Origin of the sequence: Roseateles aquae, from assembly GCF_032337115.1 — a bacterium.
GTDB lineage: Bacteria > Pseudomonadota > Gammaproteobacteria > Burkholderiales > Burkholderiaceae_C > Roseateles_C > Roseateles_C aquae.
Window position 1 is genome coordinate 1097592 of the sequence record NZ_JAVXZY010000001.1, and the last position, 21733, is coordinate 1119324.

General features: G+C 66.2%; 15 protein-coding genes. 4 read left to right on the forward strand and 11 right to left on the reverse strand.

Annotation, left to right across the window (positions count from 1 at the left end):
* The first annotated feature begins 7 nt into the window (after nucleotides 1-7).
* Together RQP53_RS04780 and RQP53_RS04785 are read left to right on the forward strand one after the other, a co-directional pair.
* Complete coding sequence (locus RQP53_RS04780; RefSeq protein WP_315648978.1) at nucleotides 8-1759, forward strand: methyl-accepting chemotaxis protein; 1752 nt, start codon at nucleotides 8-10, stop codon at nucleotides 1757-1759.
* A 315-nt stretch (nucleotides 1760-2074) separates the two neighbouring features.
* Nucleotides 2075-2812 (forward strand): MipA/OmpV family protein, encoded by a 738-nt coding sequence (locus RQP53_RS04785; RefSeq protein ID WP_315648980.1) that lies wholly within the window; start codon nucleotides 2075-2077, stop codon nucleotides 2810-2812.
* On the opposite strand, the gene RQP53_RS04790 is transcribed toward RQP53_RS04785, so the two are convergent.
* The 8 genes from RQP53_RS04790 to RQP53_RS04825 all read right to left on the reverse strand — a co-directional run bounded on the left by RQP53_RS04790 (nucleotide 2800) and on the right by RQP53_RS04825 (nucleotide 13828).
* A complete protein-coding gene (locus RQP53_RS04790; protein WP_315648982.1) occupies nucleotides 2800-3393 on the reverse strand; it encodes a PEP-CTERM sorting domain-containing protein in 594 nt (197 codons plus the stop codon). The genes RQP53_RS04785 and RQP53_RS04790 overlap by 13 nt on opposite strands.
* Nucleotides 3394-3412: 19 nt before the next feature.
* Nucleotides 3413-6037, reverse strand: coding sequence for a phosphocholine-specific phospholipase C (locus RQP53_RS04795; protein ID WP_315648984.1), 2625 nt, complete (start codon nucleotides 6035-6037; stop codon nucleotides 3413-3415).
* A gap of 76 nt (nucleotides 6038-6113) precedes the next feature.
* Nucleotides 6114-7397 (reverse strand): TIGR03862 family flavoprotein, encoded by a 1284-nt coding sequence (locus RQP53_RS04800; RefSeq protein ID WP_315648986.1) that lies wholly within the window; start codon nucleotides 7395-7397, stop codon nucleotides 6114-6116.
* Between the two features lie 44 nt (nucleotides 7398-7441).
* Complete coding sequence (locus RQP53_RS04805; protein WP_315648988.1) at nucleotides 7442-10429, reverse strand: ATP-binding protein; 2988 nt, start codon at nucleotides 10427-10429, stop codon at nucleotides 7442-7444.
* 84 nt (nucleotides 10430-10513) lie between these two features.
* The gene (locus RQP53_RS04810; protein ID WP_315648989.1) at nucleotides 10514-11410 is read right to left on the reverse strand and encodes an SDR family oxidoreductase; all 897 of its coding nucleotides are present in this window, start codon (nucleotides 11408-11410) and stop codon (nucleotides 10514-10516) included.
* A gap of 8 nt (nucleotides 11411-11418) precedes the next feature.
* Entirely contained in the window at nucleotides 11419-12348 is a 930-nt protein-coding gene (locus RQP53_RS04815) for a glutathione S-transferase family protein (RefSeq protein ID WP_315648991.1), read from the reverse strand.
* Nucleotides 12345-12809 (reverse strand): GNAT family N-acetyltransferase, encoded by a 465-nt coding sequence (locus tag RQP53_RS04820; protein ID WP_315648993.1) that lies wholly within the window; start codon nucleotides 12807-12809, stop codon nucleotides 12345-12347. Before RQP53_RS04820 ends, RQP53_RS04815 begins: the two co-directional genes overlap by 4 nt.
* Nucleotides 12809-13828, reverse strand: coding sequence for an NADP-dependent oxidoreductase (locus tag RQP53_RS04825; RefSeq protein ID WP_315648995.1), 1020 nt, complete (start codon nucleotides 13826-13828; stop codon nucleotides 12809-12811). Before RQP53_RS04825 ends, RQP53_RS04820 begins: the two co-directional genes overlap by 1 nt.
* A gap of 240 nt (nucleotides 13829-14068) precedes the next feature.
* Between RQP53_RS04825 and RQP53_RS04830 the strand changes: the two genes are divergently transcribed.
* Together RQP53_RS04830 and RQP53_RS04835 are read left to right on the forward strand one after the other, a co-directional pair.
* Complete coding sequence (locus RQP53_RS04830; RefSeq protein WP_315648997.1) at nucleotides 14069-14929, forward strand: transporter substrate-binding domain-containing protein; 861 nt, start codon at nucleotides 14069-14071, stop codon at nucleotides 14927-14929.
* A 129-nt stretch (nucleotides 14930-15058) separates the two neighbouring features.
* The gene (locus tag RQP53_RS04835) at nucleotides 15059-16834 is read left to right on the forward strand and encodes a methyl-accepting chemotaxis protein (RefSeq protein ID WP_315648998.1); all 1776 of its coding nucleotides are present in this window, start codon (nucleotides 15059-15061) and stop codon (nucleotides 16832-16834) included.
* A 141-nt stretch (nucleotides 16835-16975) separates the two neighbouring features.
* Here the strand turns inward: RQP53_RS04835 and RQP53_RS04840 are convergent, their stop codons facing one another.
* From RQP53_RS04840 to RQP53_RS04850, 3 genes are all read right to left on the reverse strand, one after another.
* Complete coding sequence (locus RQP53_RS04840) at nucleotides 16976-20116, reverse strand: ligand-binding sensor domain-containing diguanylate cyclase (RefSeq protein WP_315649000.1); 3141 nt, start codon at nucleotides 20114-20116, stop codon at nucleotides 16976-16978.
* A gap of 134 nt (nucleotides 20117-20250) precedes the next feature.
* Nucleotides 20251-20718 (reverse strand): PaaI family thioesterase, encoded by a 468-nt coding sequence (locus RQP53_RS04845; protein WP_315649002.1) that lies wholly within the window; start codon nucleotides 20716-20718, stop codon nucleotides 20251-20253.
* Between the two features lie 131 nt (nucleotides 20719-20849).
* The gene (locus tag RQP53_RS04850) at nucleotides 20850-21644 is read right to left on the reverse strand and encodes an SDR family oxidoreductase (protein WP_315649003.1); all 795 of its coding nucleotides are present in this window, start codon (nucleotides 21642-21644) and stop codon (nucleotides 20850-20852) included.
* Nucleotides 21645-21733 lie beyond the last annotated feature (89 nt).

Genomic DNA, 21733 nt, shown 5'->3' on the forward strand with positions numbered 1-21733 from the left:
GACGCTCATGCTCAGACTCAACACCCTGGCCCTGCGCACCCGGCTGCAGCTGGCGTTCGGCAGCCTGCTGCTGCTGTCGGTACTCTCCTCGGCCCTGGCGCTGAAGGAACTTGCCGACATCGAAGCGAACCTGGATTTGGTGGTCACCCAGAACAATGTCGAGCTGGAACTGAGTGTCGACATGGCCGATGCCGTGCACAAGGTATCGCGGCAGATGCGCACACTCGCGCTGTTGCATGACGACCAGCAAATCGACGCCGAGTACAAAAAGGTCGAGCTCTCGCGGCAGGACTACGCCAAGGCTCGTACGGCCTTGGAGCGACTTGTGCCCGACGAGGCCGGCCGCAAGCTGCGTGCCCGCATTGATGCCGCGCTGCAGCACGCACAGCCGTTGAACGACAACTTCATCGCGCTGGCACGCCAGCACCGCGATGGCGACGCCCTGGCACTGCTGATGGACCAGGCCGCGCCGGCCACACAGGCCTTGCAGGACGCGCTTGATGCCAACACCGAGCTTGTCAAGGCCAATAATCTGCAACGCCACGCCGCCGCACAGACTGACTACCAAGACGCCCGCCGACTGATGCTTGGCTTCGCCCTGGCCTCGCTCGGAGCGGCTTTGCTGCTGAGTTGGTTGGTGACACGCAGCGTTTTGAACGAATTGGGTGGCGAGCCCGCGGAGGTGGCACGCGTGGCGCAGACCATTGCCGATGCCAGATTGGACATCCTGGTCCCGCGCCGCGACGGCGATAACAGCAGCGTGATGGCGGCAATGGCGCGCATGCAACAGTCGCTCAGCAGCCTGGTGGCAACCATGCGTGGCAACGCCGAGTCGGTGGCCACCGCCAGTGCGCAGATCGCCCAGGGCAACCAGGACCTGAGCCAGCGCACCGAAGAACAGGCCAGCGCCCTGCAGCAGACCGCGGCCACCATGGACCAGCTTGGTGGCACCGTGCGCCACAACGCCGACAACGCGCAGCAGGCCAATCAACTGGCCAGCGGCGCCAGCGATGTAGCCAGCCGGGGCGGCCAGGTGGTCAGCGCGGTGGTCGACACCATGCGCGGCATCAATGACAGCTCACGCAGAATTGCCGACATCATTGGCGTCATCGACGGCATCGCCTTTCAGACCAATATCCTTGCGCTGAACGCTGCCGTTGAAGCAGCACGTGCTGGTGAACAGGGGCGCGGCTTTGCCGTTGTCGCCGCCGAAGTACGCAGCTTGGCGCAGCGCAGCGCCGAGGCCGCCAAGGAGATCAAGAGCCTGATCACCAGCAGCGTCGAACAGGTCGAGAAAGGCACGCATCTGGTTGATCAGGCCGGCAGCACGATGGAGGAAATCGTCGCCTCGGTTCAGCGTGTGCGCGACATCGTCGCTCAGATCAGCGCCGCCAGCGCTGAGCAAAGCGGTGGCGTGACACAGATCTCGCAGGCGGTCACGCAGATGGACCATGTGACCCAACAGAACGCCGCGCTGGTGGAAGAAGGTGCCGCTGCCGCCGAAAGCCTGCGCCAGCAAGCCCAGCAGCTGCTTGAAGCGGCGGCAGTCTTCCAACTGCCGCCAGAGGTGACTGCGCCTCGCGCCAACGAGGCCACGCAGCACAGTCCCAAGCTCGTCGCCGCCGCCGCGATTGGCAAGATTCGTGCGAATGCCGCCGCCAGCAGCAAGCGCACGATGCCGGCCAAGCCCGCGCGCGGCGCGGCAGCGCCAAGCCGTGCCTCCAGCACGCTGACCGAACAGCAGTGGGAGGCGTTCTAGCCCGCGGCGCACGCCGCTCATTTATAGCGCTAGCACGATCGACCCAGCGCAGCATCTCCCATGACCAACGGCACCGGCAGCGGCTGGCGCCGGCCGGAAAGCCGGCAACATCTGGCGCCGATCCACGACATTTCATCGCCACCATCCGCGCCTTCGTCGCGCCAGCAGCGACGCTCGCGAAGCCTGCCCCTAGTCTTCGCGGCGTTTCCTCAACCGCTGATCTGCGACACCATGTCTAGCCACACTGCTTCTCTGTCTTCCTGCCTCCGCAACAAGCGTCGTCCGGCGCGCGCCGTGCTGCCTGCCGCCGTCCTGATGGCCGCATGCATTTCGAGCGCCCAAGCGCAAGGCCCGGCCAAAGCCGACGACCAGACCCACTACAACGTCGGTCTGGGCGTCATCAGCCACGCCGAGTACTTGGGATCGGATGAGCGCCGCACCCAGCTCTTCCCTTACCTGGACATCGCCTGGTCCAACGGCTTTGGACTGGGCCAGAACGGCCTGACGTACTCGCTGTCGCGCGACCCCCAGCTGAGCTACGGCTTCAGCCTCGGCGCCAGCAGCGATCGCAAGGAAGGCCGCGCCAAGGCCCTCAAGGGCATGGGCAACATCTCCAGCCGTGCCGAGTTCGGCGGCTTCGTCAACTACGCGCTCAGCCCGGCGCTGTCGCTGAGCTCGAGCGTCAAGTACGGTTCCGGCAATGACCGCAAGGGCCTGGTCTGGGATCTGGGCCTCAACTATGCGATGCAGCTGGCGCCGGACTGGCAGTTGCGCCTCGGTGCCGGCGCCACCGTCGCCAATGCGCGCTATATGCAGAGCTATTTCGGCGTCAATGCAGCCCAGGCGGCCAGCAGTGGCTACGCGCTCTACACGCCCAAGGCCGGCCTGCGCGACGTGCACGGCAGCGCCATGTTGATGCACCCGATCAGCGAGTCGCTGAGTCTGGTGGGTATCGTCAGCGCCACCACCTTGCTGGGCGACGCCAAGAGCAGCCCGCTGACCTTGAAGCGCACCGAGCTGATGGCCGGCGTGGGCGTGATCTACAGCTTCTGAGCAGCGCAAACGCCATTGGCCTGGCGCCGGCGCATCAAGCCAGCCAGCCCCGCCCCGCCCAGCAGCCCTAAGGCCAGGCTGCTGGGCTCGGGCACCGCGCTCAGCTGCAGGCTCGCCTGCAGGGCTCTGTTGCCCGAGTACAGATAGCTCAAGCCCTGATTGGGGTTCCCGGGCTGACTGCTCAGCATGAGCGTCAGCGTACCGGCGGACAGCACATCCAGGTGCAGCGTGCCCAGTTCCACAGCCGCCTGCGCCAGATTAGCCAAGGCTGGGAAGCGCGAGCCGGCCATGCTGCCGTCGCCCAGCAGCGCCCCATCGTCATCCCAGCCGCTGGCCACGCTGATGCCCTTGATACGTGCCTGCGTGGCATCCAGGCCGATGCCAAAGCCAAAGCTGAGCAGCAGTTCGTCGCCGGCCAAAGCCGCAAAGGGTTGCTCCAGCACGACCTTCACATCCAGACCTTGGCCAACGATGGCCGGCCCCTGTGCCTGCAGGCTCAGGCTGACGGCAGATGCTCCGGTTGCCGCCGTCGCCAGACCCAGTGCCAAGGCCAGCGTACGCCACAGTGATAGCTTGCTCATTTCGTTCCCTTCGGTGCACTCATTGCTTGTTGAAGATGTCGTACCAGGCGCGGTAGTCGACCTGGGTGATGCAGCTATCCGCATCGAGATTGGCCAGCGGCTGATAGCGAGGCTGACCAGCACAAGCACCTAGCGCATTGCGCAGCTGCTCGCGATCGGCGGCGTCAATGCGGCCATCGCCATTCAGATCACCGGGCTTGAGTACCCGCAGGTCCAGCCGCGGTGCGGCCTCGCCGTAGCCATCGTTGAGGAAGAGACCGATGAAGTACTCACCTTCGGCTAGGCCGCTGATCACCTGGCTGCCCGCGGGCGCGGCCACATAGTTCCACTTCAAGGAGCTGTTGCTGCCGGGCACCCAACCCTTGCGATAAATGCCAATCCAGTGCTTGCTGCCTGCCGGTAGCCCCTGCCAGGCCACCGACAGCGACTCGCCCACGCGGATTGCCTTGGCATTGCCGCTGAATGTGACCGTCGAAGCCGGTGGCGGCACCGTCAGCGGCGGCGGCGAGGCCTGGGCCACGGCCAGGCCATTGAGCACGGGATCGGTGTAGTCCAGGCCGCAGCCCTCCAGGTGGCCGCTGAGGCGGCGCCAGTAGCTGCTGTCGCCATCGACGGTCACGCCAAGGTCGTACCAGCCCTGGCTGTATTCAACATTGCGGACCAGGCTGCGCGTCTGCCCCGCTGGCACCGTCACGCTGAGCTGGGCCTTGTCGCCATAGGACAGATCGCTGAGCTTGAAGCTCAGGCTGGCGCTGCCGCCGTTGAAGCAGTCGATGCGGACCGACCTGCTCGCCGCATCGTCCTGCACCGACACCTCGGCCAGCCGGGCGCTGCCGGCGAAGTTACCGCGGTATTCACGAACGAAGCCGTTGTGGCTGTGCACCGCCAGCGCGTAGTCCTTGCTGCTCCAGTTCCAAACCTCGTTGTCGATGCGTTTGCCGGCCTCGACCGTGTAGTGCCAGGGCCCGTCACTGCGCAGCGTCGAGTAGACGATGAAGGCGGCGGCAGCCGAGCCCGTTGCGGCGCCATTGGCCAGGCTGAGCATGAACTGCTGCGCGCTGGCCGAGGCCTTGCCGCTGGTAGCGCAGCGGTAAGGCAAGGCGCAGGCTGGCCGTGCCTGCGCGCCGCTGACGCTCTCTTGGCGAGGCAGCACCTGCTGTGCAGGCGGCAGCGCCGACGCCGAACCCCAGCCCTTGAAATAGAGCGCGGTGGCCGGCACGGTGGCCGGCCAGGCGGCATTCGGGTTGAGGAAGTTGAAGGCGCTGGTCAGATCGCCACTCACCGCGCGCCGCCAGGGCGAGATCGCCGCGCAGTGCACGCGCTCGCGCGCCAGGCCCCGCCCCTGCACCGCCCATTCCTCGATGAAGCGGATCAAGGAGGTGTGATCGAAGAGCTGTGAGCAAACACGCCCGCCCTTGCTCCAGGGCGACACCACCGTCGTCGGCACCCGCGGGCCCAGGCCTATCGGCTCGCCCTGGTAGACCTCGCCCTGCGTGGCATTGGCCAGCGTGCTGCGGCCGCGATCGCTGTTGAGCGCGGGCATGGTCGGCGGCATGTGGTCAAAGAAGCCGTCGTTCTCGTCGTAGGTGATGATCAGCGCCGTCTTGGCCCAAACAGCAGGATTGCTGACCAGAGCGGCCAGCAGCCGGGCGCTGAAGTTCTCGCCGGCATTGGGCGTGGCTTCCGGATGCTCGCAGTATTCGGTCGGCGCGCAGATCCAGCTGACCTGGGGCAGGCGATCGGCTCGCACATCGGCGGCGAACTGGTCGATCAGCCACTGGCCGCTGGTGCCGCTGGCATTGGCTGCCGTCGAGCCCGGCGCATAGGCACGGCCCTTCTGGTACAGCGGCGAGGCCGGTGTCAGCGGCCGGCCCTGGGCATCAACACGGAAGTTCTTGAAGTACTGCAGGTAGTTGTCGCCGTAGTTGTCCCACTCCTGGTAGACCTTCCAGCTGATGCCGACGCCCTCCAGCTGTTCCGCATAGCTCGGCCATTCGATACCGGCGGCGGCCGGGTTGTCGTTGGCGATATCGGCGTTGTAGACGCCGTTGGTGACGTTGTAGAGGCGGCCATCGCCAATGCCGGTGACGTTGCCGCCGCTGTGACCACTCAGCGCGTAAAAGCGGTTCGGGTCGGTCGGGCCAAACACGGCGCAGTGGTAGGCATCACAGACGGTGAAGGCATCGGCCAGCGCGTAGTAGAAGGGCAGGTCCTGGCGATTGAAGTAGCCCAGGCTGCGCACGCTCTTCTTTGCAATCCAGGCGTTCCAATCCTTCCAGGTTTGTTCCGAGCCCTTCCAGGAATGGTCCAGGCCGATGCGCAGCGCATTGGTGTTCTTGATGTCGAAGTGATAGGGCAGCACCGTCTTGCTGCCATCGGGCTGATACCAGACCGGCTTGCCCGAGGGCAGCGTGATGGCGCGCGGATCGCTGAAGCCGCGCACGCCGGCCAGCGTGCCGTAGTAGCTGTCGAACGAGCGGTTTTCCTGCATCAGGACGACGATGTGCTCGACGTCGGCGATGCTGCCGCTGCGCGCCTGCGCCGGCAAAGCGGCGGCACGCGCCAGTGTCTTGGCAAACAGCGGCGGCGCCGCCAGCCCCAGCATCGAAGCCCCGAGGAATTTACGACGTGAAGCGCCTGCCATGCTGAACCTGCCATCCCTGCGTTTGAAAGGGCGGCAGTATCGGCAGCGCTCAAGTCAGCATGGTGACGGCACGATGTCAGCGTTGGCGCAGGTAGGCGGCAGCGCCCTCGCCGGCCACCCAGCCGCTGGCCATGCTGGCGGTGAGCAGATAACCACCGGTCGGTGCTTCCCAGTCCAGCATCTCGCCGGCGCAGAAGACACCGGGCAACTGTTGCAACATCAGCGTCCCGTCCATGCCTTCCAGGCGGACCCCGCCCGCGGTGCTGATCGCCTCGGCCATCGGCCGCGGCGCTGCCAGACGCAGCGGCAGGCGCTTGAGCACGGCCGCCAGCGTCATCGGATCGCCGTACTCCTCTTTGCTCAAGACCTCATGCAGCAGGCCGGCCTTCAAGCCCTCGATGCCGAGCCGGCTCTTCAGATGGGTAGACATCGAACGCGAGCCTCGCGGCCGTGCTACTTCAGCGCTCACAAAGTCGACGCTGCGATCGGGCAGCAGGTCGAGATGGATCAGCGCCTCGCCAAACTCCTCGATCTCATCGCGCAGCAGTGCCGAGGCGGCGTAGATCAATGAGCCCTCGATACCGCTGGCCGTGATGACGAACTCGCCTTGCCGTTCGAAGCGGCGGCCGCTGCGGCCCTCCAAGTACAGCGCGACCGGCTTGACCGGCAGACCAGCGAAGCGCTCCACAAAGAGCGGGCTCCAGCCTGCACGCCCTGCACCAGCTCGCGCCAATCCGAGGTCGAAGCCGCAATTGGCTGGCCTGAGCCCGGCGATGTCGACCCCCCGGGCTGCCAGCACCGGCACCCAGCCGGCATTGGAGCCCAGCTGTGGCCACGAGGCGCCGCCGAGGGCCAGCACCAGCACGTCGGCAGCAACGGTGATCTCCTCACCGCCATGCGCAAAGCGCAGCTCGCGGGCCTCGTTCCAGCCCAGCCAGTGGTGCCGCATATGAAAGCGCACCCCGGACTCGCGCAGCCGCGACAGCCAGGCACGCAGCAGCGGTGCTGCCTTCATGCTGACCGGAAAGACCCGCCCCGAACTGCCGACAAAGGTTTCAACCCCCAGCCCTTCGGCCCAGCGCCGCAGGCCCGGTCCATCCAGATGACGCAGCCAGGCCGAGACCTGTTCGCAGCGCTCGGCAAAGCGGCTGTTGAACTGTTCTTCCGGCTCGGAATGAGTGAGGTTGAGCCCACCCTTGCCGGCCAGCAGGAATTTGCGGCCGACCGAGGGCATGGCGTCATAGACATCGACTTGCAGCCCTGCCGCCTGCAGCCGCTCTGCCGCCATCAAGCCAGCCGGACCACCGCCAATGACGATGGCATGGCGCTGAGGAACTGGGCTGGCGATGGACTGCGGCATGTGGCAAGACAAAGTGCGTACGGGGGGCGACAGTGTGACAGAGATCAGTCAGGCGCTGGTGGCAGCGGCAGGCTGACAAGAAAACGTGTTCCCAGCCCCGGTTCACTGCCAACCTCGATCTGCCCACCGTGGCGTTTGACGACGCGCTGCACGATGTCCAGGCCCAGGCCGCTCCCTTCGCCGATGCCCTTGGTTGTAAAAAAGGGCTCGAAGATGCGCGGCAGCACCGCGGGATCGATGCCGGTTCCGCTGTCCTGGCACTCGACATGCAACAGCTCACCCTGCTGGCGCAATGCCAGGCGCAGCCGGCCTCCCTGCGGCATCGCCTGCAGCGCGTTGTGGATCAAATTGCTCCAGACCTGGTTGAGCTCATCAGGCCAACAGAGCAGGCGTGGAACCGGCTCGAAACAAGTCTCCAGCTCGATGCCGCGACGCAATTGGTGCTGACATAGCGTCAGCGCCAGTTCCAGACCTTCACGCACATCGGCCAGCACCGGGCTGGCACCGGCATCGATGCGCGCATAGCTGCGCAGCGAGAAGACGATCTTGCCGACCCGCTCGACTGCACGGCCGATGTTGTCGGCGTTGACAAACAGTTGCGACAGGCCGAGCGCCCCTTGCAACAGCCGCGCCTGCTGCGCATGCCTCAGCAAGGGCAGCAGGGCCTCCAGCTGATCGTCGCAACGCATCTGCACCAACAGCTCGGCACAGCGCTGTACATCGGGCACACCGAGTTCCTGCAGGCGCTGGGCCAGCTGTCGTTGCAATGCCCGTTCCTCTCGCGAGCCCAGCCAGCGAGGTGGTCGGTCCAAAAGCTTGATCCAGTCCAGGAAGCGCTGCAAGGCTTCGACATCGAGGCTGCGCAGCAGCGCCGGCAGTGTCAGCAAGCTGGCGCTCAGCGCCTCACGCAGGTTCTCGCCACTGCCCTTGATCGCGGCAATCGGCGTGTTGATCTCATGGGCCACATTGGCAACCAGCTGGCCCAGGGACGCCAGCTTCTCCTGCTGAACACGCACCGCCTGCGCCTCAACATTGGCCAGCGCGATCGCCGCATAGGCGCCGAGGCTGCGCATGATGGCCAGCTCGCGCTCGCCGAAGGCGCCAGCGCGAAAGGCCTGGGCGCTCAACACGCCAAGTACGCGATCACCTTGGCGCAGTGGGGTGTAGATCTTGCTGCGGGTGTGGCGCGTGCCGGCGATCACCAGGCGCGGGTCGTTGTCGTCGTGAACCACGATGTCAATGCCTTCTCGGGCGCAGCGTGGCGCGCGGCGCTGCGGGTCATCGAGCGCATAGCTCAGCGGCGCGATCCGCTCACCGGCTTCCATGCCATAGAGCAGCTCCAGCCGGCCCGCGAGGCTGTCCACACGGAACAGCGTCAGGCTGTCCAACGGCAGCATCGAGTTCGCATGGATCTGGAGCGCCGCGAAAATCGATTCAAACTCCAGAGAAGCAGTGATCTCGCGGCCCACTGCCGCCAGTTGCTCCAGTGTTGTCTTCGACTGCTGCAGCGCTTCGGCCCGCAATGCCTCAGCGCGCGATTCCTCGCGCAGCCGCGCCAGCTCAGCCCTTGCTCGCTGCCCCTCCTGCTCCAACTGCACCGCCACGGCACGCTGTTTCAACTCATGCCCCTGGAGCTCACGATTCGCCTGCCAGGCAAGTTGATCGGCGGCATAGGCTTGCTCGTAGTCGCCCAGCGCTGCATGAGTTTGGGCCAATTGCTGCAGCAACTCGACGGGCAGTCGATAACCGTCAATGCCCCTCGCCATGTCCAACGCCTGCTGCAAGTACAGCAGCGACTGCCGCAAGTGCGCAGACCGAACGGCGCCCTCGGGTGCAGCGAGAACGGTGGCGCGCGCCAGCACCATCAGCGCAGCGACCTGATCGTTCTTCAGCGCCGTCGGCAAGTCCAGCAACGCTCGCGCCTGCGCCGCCGCCTCGTCGATCCGACCGAGCGCGAGAAGGCACCTGACGACATCGATCTGTACACGCAGCCACAAATCACTGTGACCCTGAGCAAGTGCGGCACGCTGTAGGCTCTGGTAATGCACCAGGGCCTGCGCGTCCTCACCGCGTTGACGCTCCAGATCGCCCAGTCGGCGCAGACTCAGGCCATGCAATCGGGAGCCCGGCTGCTGCATGGCCAATGAGTCGATCAGCAAGGCCTGGGCGGCATCCAAATGACCCAGCTCGGCCAATCTGGCCGCCGTCTGCGACATCGCCAGTCCCAGCACATAGGGCGCGCCGAGCGCACGGGCGAGTTCCAGGCTGTGCTGCGCCCAGATCAAGCCGTTGCCCGGATCGTTCAGATAGGCGTAGGCATCACTCACATTGCCCGCGGCGATCACCGCCAGGCGCTTCTGCCCTGTGGCCATGGCGCACTCGCCTGCTGCAATGGCATGCTCTATGGCGGCTCGCCAGCGAGCTGCGCGCGCCGCATGAGCAGCCAGGGTGAATTCGCTCAAGGCACGCATGGCGGTGCCGGCGCCGGCACCAAAGTCGAGCGCATGCTGGGCTTCGTCAAGACCTTCAAAGGCACCGCGATACAGCGCCATTCGAACGACATAGGCGCGCGCCATCCAGCGCCTGTTCGCCTCAGGCTCGGCGGCATCGAGTACGGCCTCCAGAGCCTCGTCAACGCCTCTCTGATTGCCCAATGCGAAATGCATTTCGGCCAGCAAAAGCCAGGCGTCGGCCTGCCCGGTGACATCGGCACAGGCGGCAAAACCCGCCATAGCCAGATCCGCTTTCTGACTCGCGAGCTCGAACTGGCCAAGCAGCAAGGCGTGCTCGCCGCGCACCAAGTCCAGCCGTGCCAATACGGCTCGCCCCTCGGCAGCCGGCAGTTTGGCGGCGGCCAGCCGCGACTCGGCGACTTCCACCAGCTGCAGCGCGCGCGACGTGTCGCGTTGCCGCAGGTGCCAGGCCAGATGCAGGGCAGTCTCCAGGCACTCCTGCGCGCTGCAGGCCGCCTGGTAAGCCTGTTCGAGCAGCGCGAGTTGCTGCTCATCGATAAAGAGTTCAACCCGCCGCATGCACGTCCTCCGCTGCAGCAGCGTGCCCTTGGCCGCCTCGCCGCGGCCTCGATGCTAACAAGCCAGTGGCCAGTGCAGGCCAGCTCAGGCGCCGCGCAGCAACTCGGCGATGTGCTCGCCGAGCTCCGGCTTGTCCTTGAACGGGCTGCTCGGATTGCGCAGCTGCATCACATCCTCGCAACGCGTCTGCACGCCGGACAGCACCTTGGGGTGGCTGAAGATGTAGAACTGCTCGTCGTCCGTCGCGGCGAAGACCATGGCCGCGACCTCGGCGGCCGTGACCTTGCCCGAGCTGACCGCCTTGTCGCTCATGGCCTGCGAGATCAGCTGGCTCTTGGTCGGCTTCGTCATCGCGAACTCGCCCGGCCGGTTGCGATGGCTTTGCGAGATGCCGGTGGGCACGAAGAAGGGGCACAGCACCGAGCAGTGGATCCGCTGGGTGACCAGGGCCAGGTCTTGATACAGCGTCTCGCTCAAGGACACCACCGCATGCTTGGAGACGTTGTAAACGCCCATATTCGGCGCGTTCACCATGCCGGCCATCGAGGCGGTGTTGACGATATGGCCTTCATACGCGGGATCGGCCTCGGCGGCGGCCAGCATCATCGGCGTGAACAGGCGAACGCCGTGGACCACGCCCATCAGGTTCACGCCCAGCACCCATTCCCAATCGGCCAGGGTGTTCTCCCAGATCAGGCCGCCGGAGCCGACGCCGGCATTGTTGAAAACGAAATGCGGGGCGCCAAAACGGGCCTGCACGGCCGCGGCCAAGGCCTCCATCTGATCGGCCTTGGCCACGTCAACACGCTGGGCCAGGACCTGATGGCCGGCGAATTCGGCCGTGGCGCGTTCCAGCGCATCGGCCTGCACATCGCAGAGCACCAGATTCATGCCGCGCGCGGCGGCCAGGCGAGCCACTTCCAGGCCGAAGCCCGAGCCTGCGCCGGTGATGACCGCTGTCTTGCCTTGGTATTGCTTCATCGAATGCCTCACTGATCTTGGCTGCGCAAGGCATAGCCGATGCGCGGGAAATGCACGTGCACGGTGCCGGCGCGCTCGTCCTGGCGGCTCAGCGTGATCTGCCCGGCGCTGAGGCCGACCAGCTTGCCGGCGATGACGTCGCTGGCGTAATCGGTGGCGCTGACGTTCACGGGTTGGCCGGCCTCGAATCCCAGCCCCGGCTCGACCTGCACCGGCCACCCCGGCCCCTGGCTGCGAGCAATGGCGATGGCCGCTTCGCTGTCGAGCTTCTCAGCCTGGCCATGGCCAAAGGCAGCCACGCGCTCATACCAGGCGGCCAGTCGTGTGAACGGCGCCAGCATGCCCGCGACCGGCGGCGCCCGGCGGATGTACCAGGGGCTTTGCACGACGGCGAAATCGGCCACGCAGGCCTGCTCACCGAGCAGATAGGGCCGGCCATCGGCCAGCAGCGCCTCGAGGCGCTGCAGATAGCTCGCCAAGGCCGCGGCCGCATCGCGCGTGCTGGGCCGCTTCATGCCGGCCGTCATCGCCGCGCGATCAGCCGCAAAGGCTTGCAGGAATTCCGGCGGTGCACCAGCGAAGATGGCCGCAGCGCCGGCCGGCTGCATCGTGTAGGGAATGGCGGCCCAGAACAGATCGCTGTCGGCCCACTGGGCCAGGATCTCGGCCGCACCTGCCGAGGCTGCAGGATACAGCGAGGGCTGCGGATGCAAGGCCTCAATCACCCGGCACATCAGCGCGGTGTCGCAGAACACATCGCCGCCGATCTGCAGAAACGGTGTGCGCCGGTAGCCGCCGGTGAGCGCCGCCACATCCGGCTTGGGCAACATCACCGGCACGGTGACGCTGTGCCAGCTCAAGCCCTTGAAGCCCATGATCAGCCGCATCTTCTCGGAGAAGGGCGAACCGGCGTAGTGATGAAGAATCAAGTCGTTCAAACCTGTGACTCCCGGCGCATATCGATGTGCGCGATGCCGTCTTCGTCATAGACCGCCGAGCAGGGCACAAAGCCCAGGCTGGCGTAGAAGTCCTGCAGATGGGCCTGGGCACTCAGCGCCACGGCCTGCCCCGGCCACAGGCGCTCGCAGTGCAGCAGCGCCTGCTGCATCAACGCCCGGCCCTGACCGCTGCCGCGGGCCTGGGGGGCGGTGAGCACCCGGCCTATCATCGGCTCGCTCTGTGCCGCACCCTTGGCCCCGGGCGGCAGCAAGCGGGCATAGGCCAGCAGCTGGCCGCTGGCCTCGTCCAGGCCGCGCAGATGCCAGAGATCCGGGTCAAGCCCGTCCAGGTCCTGGTAGATGCAGCGCTGCTCGACGACAAAGACCTCGGCACGCAAGCTCAGCAGCTCGTACAAGGCCGCGCCGCTGAGCGCACAAAAACGCTGGCACTCCCAGCGCATCAGACCAGCTTGACCAGCTGTTTGCCGAAGTTCTTGCCCTTGAGCAGGCCCAGAAAGGCCTCGGGCGCCGCGGCAATGCCCTCGGCCACGCTCTCGCGGAACTTCAGCTTGCCGGTGGCCACCATGGTGCCCAGCTCCTTCAGCGCCTCTGGCCAGACTTCCATATGCTCGGAGACGATGAAGCCTTCGACCTTCATCCGGTTGACAAGAATCAGCTGCGGCGCGGCCATCGGAATCGGCTCGCCGTTGTAGCCGGAAATCATGCCGCACATGGCGACGCGGCTGAAGGCATTGGCACGCAGCAGCACCGCGTCAAGGATGATGCCGCCAACGTTCTCGAAGTAGCCATCAATGCCATCGGGGCAGGCCGCCTTCAGCGCTGCAGACAGCGACTTCATATCGCGATGTTCCTTGTAGTCGATGCAGGCATCAAACCCCAGCTCCTCGACGACATAACGGCATTTGTCCGCACCACCGGCAATGCCCACGGCCCGCGCGCCGCGCGCCTTGGCCAACTGGCCGACGACGCTGCCGACCGCCCCGCTGGCCGCGCTGACGACCACCGTCTCACCCGCCTTCGGGTTGATGATCTTGACCAGGCCGTACCAGGCGGTCACGCCGGGCATGCCGACCGCACCCAGATAGGCCGACAGCGGCACATGCGTGGTGTCGACCTTTTGCAGCACGCCGCGCTGGCTGGCGTCAACCAGCTGGTACTCCTGCCAGCCGCCCATGCCGACGACCTTGTCGCCGACCTTGAAGTGCTCGTTCCTGGACTCGACCACCTCGCCGACGGTGCCGCCCAGCATCACCTCATTGAGCGGTTGCGGCTGTGCATAGCTCTTGCCATCGTTCATGCGGCCGCGCATATAGGGATCGAGGCTCAGGAAGTGGTTGCGCACCAGCACCTGGCCCTCGCTCAAGGCCGGCACCGCCGCTTCGACCAGGCGGAAGTTGTCGGCCGTGGGCTCGCCCTGGGGGCGCGAGACCAGCTGGATCTGACGGTTGACGTGGCTCATGGGGGCTCCTGTTCAATTGCTTTTCAATCGGGCGCACCGCAGTCGCTGCATGGCGCGCCTTGACGACCTGCGCATTGAATCACGCGTGCCATGGCCCTGGCGTCCCACGGGTGACAAAAAAGCACGATCGTTCGCTTCAAGATCAGATCTCCGCCCGGCGATTCATGCGCACAATGGGCACTGCGGGGGAGCCCACGAATACGTTGGACCAAGAGTCCGCCCAACGAGTCCAACCCGACGATGTTGAAGTCCCGAGCCCTGCGCGGCCTGCTGTTCGCGCTGCTGCTGTCGCTGCTGCAGAGCAACGCCGTGGCGGTGACGCTGAGGCTGTGTCAAACCGATGCGGCTCGCTATGGCTACCGCATGGCCCTGTTGCAGCTGCTGCTGGACAAAACCAGCCGCGTCGGTGAGCACAACCGTCTGCTGCCCTGGAGCAAGGGCGGCGACCCTGCACAAGATCGCTGCCTGGGCCTGCTGCGTGAGCGCGAAGTGGATGTCGTGTATCTGCCGCCCACACCACAACGCCTTGCCGAACTGGCCGTCATCCCCATCGACCTGCACCAGGGCATGCTGGGCTACCGCTTGTTGCTGATCAACCGAAAGGACACGGCCCGTTTTGCCGACGTGCACAGCCTCGCTGACTTGCGACAGCTCAAAGGCGGCTTTGGCCGGCAGTGGAGCGATTTCGTGTTGTTCGAGCGCAACCAGCTCCCCGTCGTTGGCGCAAACAACAGCAAGACGCTGATGGCCATGCTCGAGGCCGGCCGCTTCGACTATTTCCATCGCGGTCTTCACGAGGCCTGGGCCGAGCTGGCCGAACAACCGGCGGGCAGCCCGCTGATCGTTGAACCCCATCTGGCCCTGCACTATGCCTTTCCGGTCTATCTGATGCTCCATCCTGACGATCGGGCGCTGCACCAGCGCCTGCAGCGTGCCTTCGAGCTGGTGCTGGCCGATGGGTCCTTCAAGGCCTTGTTCGTGCGCGAGTTCGGCGACATCGTTCAACGCGCCCAGCTCAAGCGCCGCACCATCATCGAGCTGGATTTCCCCTTGCCATCGGGCTTACCAGCCATAGACAGCCAGCTCTGGCTGGGCCGCTAGGGCCCCGATCACGCGATCGGCGACAAGTTTCAGCTCAAGTCTGGCACTGGCCGGCCGATGCATTGACTGAGTTCGTGCAACGGCTGAGGTCGTGGCGCGCCCGGTACTGCCTCCCCGCTGGAAAGGTTCATGATGCAGTTGTCCGACTACAAAATCCAGGTGAAGCTGGTCGCCGCCTTCGTGCTGGTTGCCATGATCGGGCTGGCGCTGGGTGCCTTCGCGATTCGCAATATGAATCGACTGAACGACGCCGACACCAGCCTCTACGAGAACGGCTTGACGAGCCTGGTCACACTGAAGGACGCCGAGCTCGAACTGGTCAAGGTCACGCGCTCGGTGCGCAATGCCCTGCTGGCCACAACGGCCGAACAGCGAGAGGCCGCGCGAGAGGCGATGAAGAAAGGCATGGCCCAGGTCAAGGCACGGATGGATGCCGCCGCCAAGCTGGCCGAAGGTGACAAGGAGCGCCAGCTGAACAAGGCCGTGATGGACGAGATCGCGAAGTACGAGATCGCCCTGGCTGAAATGGACAAGTTGATCACTTCCAGCGATTTGACGACTTCCAACCCGGCCCTGAAGTTCATGGACGCCACCTTGTTCCCGCAGGTTCAGGTTACCGGCGCCAAGCTCAGCGAACTGCTCAAGTTCCAGGATGCCGAGGCCAAGAAAATCTCCGACGACAACACGGTACTGTATGAAAGCAGCCGCAACACCATGCTGGTGCTGATGCTGCTGGGCCTGGGCGTCGGTGTTGGCCTGGGCATTGCGATTTCCCGCCATGTCACCTCACCGCTGCAAAAAGCGCTGGAAGCCGCCCACCGGATGAGTGAGGGCGATATGAGCCAAGCCCTGGAGTCCCATGGCAAGGACGAGACGGCCCAGCTGGTGCAGGCGCTGGAAACCATGCGTGCGCGGCTGCTGGACATCGTCAGCTCGGTGCGCTCCAACTCCGAAAGCGTGGCCACCGCCAGCGCCCAGATCGCCCAGGGCAATGCCGACCTGAGCCAGCGCACCGAGGAGCAGGCCAGCGCGCTGGAACAAACCGCGGCGACGATGGACCAGCTCGGCTCCACCGTGCGCAACACCGCCGACAACGCCGCCCAGGCCAACCAGCTGGCACATGGCGCCTCGCAGGTGGCCACGCAGGGCGGCGAGGTGGTGGGCCAGGTGGTCGAGACGATGAAGGGCATCAACGAGAGTTCGCGCCGCATCTCGGACATCATCGGCGTCATCGACGGCATCGCCTTCCAGACCAATATCCTGGCGCTGAATGCCGCGGTGGAAGCCGCGCGGGCCGGCGAGCAGGGGCGTGGCTTTGCCGTCGTTGCCAGCGAGGTTCGCTCGCTGGCCCAGCGCAGCGCCGAAGCGGCCAAGGAGATCAAGGCCTTGATCGGTGCCAGCGTCGAGCGGGTCGAGCAAGGCACGCAGCTGGTCGACCGTGCCGGCCAGACGATGGAAGAAATCGTCAGCGCCATCCGGCGTGTGACCGACATCGTTGGCGAGATCAGCTCAGCCAGCCGTGAACAGAGCTCGGGCGTCGGCCAGGTCGGCGAGGCCATCACCCAAATGGACAAGGTGACGCAGCAGAATGCCGCCTTGGTGGAAGAAAGCGCTGCGGCCGCCGAGAGCCTGCGCAATCAGGCCGACCAGCTGGTGCAGGCGGTGTCCATCTTCAAGCTCAGCCACCATGCTGCCCCGGCTTCCAGCCACCGGCCCGCCGCACACAGCAAGCCCCGCACGGCCAGCGTGCCTGCACCTCGGGCTGCCGCCGCGCGGGCTCCTGCGCCCCGCCCAGCGCCGCCAGCGGCCGCTGCGCAAAGCCCGGCTCCTCGGCCTGCACGTGCTGCGGCCAGCCCCGCGCCTTCAGCCACCAGCGATCACAACGATGACTGGGAAAGTTTCTAAGGCCGGCATGGCGCTTGGCCCATCGCTCGGCTGTGCCAGATGGTCAGACTGAGTGAACACAGCAAGCCGGCACCAGGTGCCGGTTTTTTCTTTGCAAGGGCTTGAGCGCAAATGCCGCGACTGCAGCGGCTCTAGCGCTCGTCAGCCCTTGGGGGGCGCGGGCTGGCTGAACCTGACCTGCAGACGCTCCGCACGCTGCCACTCCGCCAGCTCACTGGGCCCCTCACCGGGCCTAAGCCCGTCGGCACGCAGCGCGCCAACATAGCCGTCCCGTCCTTGCGCCTTGGCCGCGTAGAGCGCCGAGTCGGCCAGGCCCAGGCTGGATTGCCAATCCCAGGCCCGTGGCTGTGACGGATCCAGCGGATAGGCGGCGAAGCCAATCGACACGGTGACCCGCACCGACTGCCCTGGGGCAATCTCGAAAGGCTGCTCGCGCACGGCGGCACAGACCCGAGCCGCCAACTCGGCGGCATCGTCGCGCTGGGTCTCGCGCACCAGCACCAGCACCTCTTCGCCGCCCCAGCGCACCAGTGAATCGGTATCGCGAAACACCTGGCGCAGCCGCTTGGCCATTTGCACCAGCACCGCGTCACCCGCCGCATGGCCGTAGGCATCATTGATACGCTTGAAGTAGTCCAGATCCAGCAGCATCAGCAGCAGATCGGCATCCGGCCCGGGCAGCCCCGGCTCGCTGCTTTCAAAGCGGCGCAGGCACAGGCGCAGGTCATCGTCCAAGCGCAATTCCAGATAGCGACGGTTGCGCAGGCCGGTCAGCGCATCGGTCAGGCTGGCCTCACGCAGCTCGGCGGTGCGCTCGTCGACCAGGGCCTGCAGTTCCAGCTCGCGCCGGCGCAAACGGCGGGTACGCCAGCGCACCCAAGCCCAGATGCTGAACAAGAGCACAGCCAGCCCCGCCAGCCTGGCCCAGACCGTTTGCCACCATGCCGGCAGCAAGACGATGGGCAGGTCCAGCTGCGCGGCATCACCGATGGCCAGCGGCAGTGTGGCGCGCATCTGCAGCGTGTAGCTACCGGGGCTCAATGGGCCGAAGCTGGGATTGCGTGTGCTGGTGTCGGCACTGGTCCAATCGCTGTCCAGGCCGAGCAGCCGGTACTGATAGCGCAGCCGTCCCGGGTCGGCATAGTCCAGGCCGGCAAACTCGACACCGAGCGTGCGCGTCCCGGCCGGCAGCTCGAGTCCCTCTTTCAGACTGGCGGGATGATAGGGTTGCCCGTTGACGCGCAGCGCACTGATCACCAGGGGCAGTGCCGCCGCCGTCGGCTTGAAGGCGGCCGGCTCGACGCGCAGCAGGCCCCGGCTGCCGCCGAATAGCAAGCCACCTCCAGGCAACTCGGCGCTGGCAAAGAACCAGAAGCTGCCAAAGGACGCCCCTTCTGCCGCCCCGAAGGCCTGCACCTGGTTGCTGTGCGGGTCGTAGACATAGAGCTGGCTCCAGATCCGGCCCTGCGCATCCTCGTGCAGATTGGCGCCGAACACGCCCTCCATGCCGTGCTGCTCGCCGATCCGTTCAAAACGAGCCCGGCCCTGCGCATCCCAGCCACTCAGCCGGTGCAGCCCACCCACCGGGGTGTCCAGCCACATCGTGCCATCGCGGCCCTGCAGCAATCCCATCACCACGGGGCTGGCCAGGCCCTCGCCGGGGGCCTGCGGCACGGGCAACAGCTGCCCCTGGCGTTCACGGAACAGGCCCATCTGCCCACCCACCCAGATGCTGCCGTCCTGCGGTGTTTCCAGCAGTGCGTAAACGCCACCATGCAAGGCCTGACCCTCACTCGGATGGACACGCTGCAGCGCATCGGCCTCGGCACTGCGCAATCGGTACAGGCCTTCCTGCATGCCCAGCCAGACCTCGCCATTGCTGCGCAGCAGAATTTGCTGCGCCCGCCCGCCATCGAGCGGCCAGTCGCGCAGCAGGCGGCCGCTGGCATGGCGGTGCTCCAGACGGCCCGCCGAGGCCAGCCAGAGGCTGCCATCGGCGGCCTCGTTGAGCTGATCGACGACCGCCTTGCGTTCACGCGCCAGCACACCCAGCGTGGCCAGATGCCCGCCTTCGCGCCCATCCAGCCTGACGACCGGACCGGCCTGCGTTGGCGCCAGCACCTCGCCATTGCGCAGGGCCAGCAAGGCACGGACATCGACTTCTGCCAAGGGACTGCCCGGCGCCGCGTCCGGCCCGCGCACGGCCAGGGCCGGATGGTGCTGATGCCGCTGCAGGCCCAGCCCATAGCCGGTGACCCACATCGTGCCGACCTGATCGCGCAGCAAGCCGCTGATGTCGTTGCCCGCCAGACCGCTCAAGCGGCGCGGATCGTGCCGCAGCCGGGCCTCGATCGCGCCACTGGCCCGATTCACCCACAGCAGCCCGGCCTTGGTGCCCACCCACAGACGACCATCGCTGGCCTCGGCCAGGGCCTGCACCGGCCCGCCCAGACCCTGCTGCACCCAGCGCACTTGATCATCCCTCACCAGTCCCAAGCGGCCGTCCTGCGTACCCAGCCAGATGCCTGCGTCGCTGGCCTCGCCCAGGGCCAGCACCGGCGCGCCCGCGGGCAGTCCGGGCAAGAACAGCGACTCCCATTGCGCACCGGCCCCGGCGCGCAAGCGCGACAGGCCGCGCCAATGAGCCACCCAGACGGTGCCATCGCGCCCCACCAACAGGGCCAGCACGCGGTTCTCGGCTTCACCCTGCCAGCGCAGTGCCTGTGCTTCGTAGCGCCTCTCGGCCGGGACGTAGCGAAACAGGCCTTGACCGAGCGTACCGATCCAGACGGCGCCCTGCGCGTCTTCGCCCAGCGCACGAATCGGCGAACGGATGGGCGCCTCGGCGGCAGCAACGGAGGCGCTTGAAGCGCTTGAAGCACCACGACCCACGCCATGCGGTTCGACGCGATCCTGCTCCGGGTCATAGGCCATCAGGCCGCGGAACTCGGTCCCTATCCACATCCGGCCATCGCGTGAGGGCGCCAGCGCCCGCACCCAGCCAAGATTGCGCTGGGCGCTGGTCTCGCCCTCGGCCTCGATGGCGCGCAGGCGATAGCCGTCGTAACGGGTCAGGCCGCGCGCGGTGGCCACCCAGATGAAGCCGGCGCGATCCTGTGCCAGCGTTGGCACCGTGCTCTGTGGCACGGCGATGCTGCGGAACTGCACCTCGAAGCTGGGCGAAATCTCGGAAGCTGGTGAGGTCGCTGCAGAGGCTGCCCCCAGGCTCAGCAGCAAGAACTGGCAAACAAGAAAAAGGAAACCCACGACGGTACTGCGCATGGCGCCCATCGTAAGCGGCGCCAGGCCCGCCGCTGCGAGGGAAGGCCCTGCATTGATGGAATCAGATGCGCGGAACTCACAGAATTCCCAGCGCTGCTGACCGGCCCAAGGCCCGCCCTTTGAATCGCGATGTTTCAGCCAGCAGAATCGTCCTGGCGCTGCAACGTCTTGACGCTGCGGGCGCGCCCCGGCAGCGCCTTCAGGTACTTGAAGGTGGCGGTGGCATGGGCACACAGCTGCCCGTCCTCGCCGAACACCGAGCCTTCGCAGAAGGCCATCGTGGTCGAGCGGTGTAGCAATTTGCCCAGCGCCCGCAACTCACCTTCGCCCGGGCGCATGAAGCTGGTCTTCATTTCTATCGTCACCACACCCGGGCCCATGCCGGGCTGATGCTTGTGCACGCTGCGCGCCGCATGGGCCATGGCGACATCGAGCAGCGTCATCAGCACGCCGCCATGAGCGACCTCCCAGGAATTCAGATGGCCCTCCTTCAGGTCCACCCGCAACTCGGCCTGGCCATCGCCCAGGCTGTGCAGCTCGAAGCCGAGCTGTTCCACAAAGGGAATGTGCACCGGGAAACTCAGCTTGCTCTTCTCACTCATCTTTCGTCCATTGTCCGCGTCCGCCCGCCTCGCTTCACTCTGACCCAGCGGAGCCCGCGGATCCGGCTCCGCCGGTCCGCCAGGCTCGCCCCCTCAAGGGGGTGGCGCGCAGCGCCTCGGGGGTGGGCCGTCTAAGCTCCATGAATGGCACTGACGCCGCCGTCGACCGCGAGGATCTGGCCGGTGATGTGTTTGCCGGCCCGCGAGGCGAACAACAGCGCTGCGCCTTTCAAGTCCTCATCATCGCCGATACGGCCCAGCGGCGCGGCAGCGGCGAGATTGTCTTCGCCCAGCGCGGCCAGCAGACCCTTGGTCATCTTGCTCGGGAAGAAGCCCGGCGCCAGCGCGTTGACGGTGATGCCGTGCCGCCCCCATTCGCCAGCCAGCGCGCGGGTGAAGTTCACCGCCGCGCCCTTGCTGGTGTTGTAGGCAATCGTCTTCATCGCGGCCGGATTGCCGCCCAGGCCGGCGATCGAGGCGACGTTGATGATGCGGCCGTAGCGGCGCGGAATCATGCTTTGGCGCGCGGCCTCCTGGCTGATGACGAAGAGGCTGCGGATGTTCAGGTTCATCACCTTGTCCCAGGCCTCCAGCGGATGCTCCTCGGCCGGCGCACCCCAGGTGGCGCCGGCGTTGTTGACCAGGATGTCGATCTGGCCCAGTCGCTCCATGGTCTGGCTCACGATGGCGCGGCCCTGGCCTTCGTCGGCGGCGTCCGCCGCAATCCAGCGTGCATCGATGCCACGGGCCTGCAGGTGGGCAACGGCCTCCTCCAGATCGGCGGCCTTGCGCGAACTCAGCATGATCTTGGCGCCGGCCTCGCCCAGGCTCTCGGCGATCTGCAGGCCCAGGCCGCGCGAGCCGCCGGTCACCAGGGCCACCTGGCCGCTCAGATCAAACAGCGCTTGTACGTTCCTTGTTGTCATCACCGATTCCTTTGAAAGAAAACAAATCGACCACAGAGACATGGAGATGCAGAGAAAGACACACAGAGGGCATGCAACTGCATTCCTCT

Coding starts and splice junctions, on each gene's coding strand:
- RQP53_RS04790 (WP_315648982.1), bottom strand. CDS start 3,393: ATGAGCAAGCTATCACTGTGGCGTACGCTGGCCTTGGCACTGGGTCTG.
- RQP53_RS04810 (WP_315648989.1), bottom strand. CDS start 11,410: ATGAAGCAATACCAAGGCAAGACAGCGGTCATCACCGGCGCAGGCTCG.
- RQP53_RS04835 (WP_315648998.1), top strand. CDS start 15,059: ATGATGCAGTTGTCCGACTACAAAATCCAGGTGAAGCTGGTCGCCGCC.
- RQP53_RS04830 (WP_315648997.1), top strand. CDS start 14,069: ATGTTGAAGTCCCGAGCCCTGCGCGGCCTGCTGTTCGCGCTGCTGCTG.
- RQP53_RS04800 (WP_315648986.1), bottom strand. CDS start 7,397: ATGCCGCAGTCCATCGCCAGCCCAGTTCCTCAGCGCCATGCCATCGTC.
- RQP53_RS04785 (WP_315648980.1), top strand. CDS start 2,075: ATGGCCGCATGCATTTCGAGCGCCCAAGCGCAAGGCCCGGCCAAAGCC.
- RQP53_RS04845 (WP_315649002.1), bottom strand. CDS start 20,718: ATGAGTGAGAAGAGCAAGCTGAGTTTCCCGGTGCACATTCCCTTTGTG.
- RQP53_RS04850 (WP_315649003.1), bottom strand. CDS start 21,644: ATGACAACAAGGAACGTACAAGCGCTGTTTGATCTGAGCGGCCAGGTG.
- RQP53_RS04825 (WP_315648995.1), bottom strand. CDS start 13,828: ATGAGCCACGTCAACCGTCAGATCCAGCTGGTCTCGCGCCCCCAGGGC.
- RQP53_RS04780 (WP_315648978.1), top strand. CDS start 8: ATGCTCAGACTCAACACCCTGGCCCTGCGCACCCGGCTGCAGCTGGCG.
- RQP53_RS04795 (WP_315648984.1), bottom strand. CDS start 6,037: ATGGCAGGCGCTTCACGTCGTAAATTCCTCGGGGCTTCGATGCTGGGG.
- RQP53_RS04820 (WP_315648993.1), bottom strand. CDS start 12,809: ATGCGCTGGGAGTGCCAGCGTTTTTGTGCGCTCAGCGGCGCGGCCTTG.
- RQP53_RS04840 (WP_315649000.1), bottom strand. CDS start 20,116: ATGCGCAGTACCGTCGTGGGTTTCCTTTTTCTTGTTTGCCAGTTCTTG.
- RQP53_RS04805 (WP_315648988.1), bottom strand. CDS start 10,429: ATGCGGCGGGTTGAACTCTTTATCGATGAGCAGCAACTCGCGCTGCTC.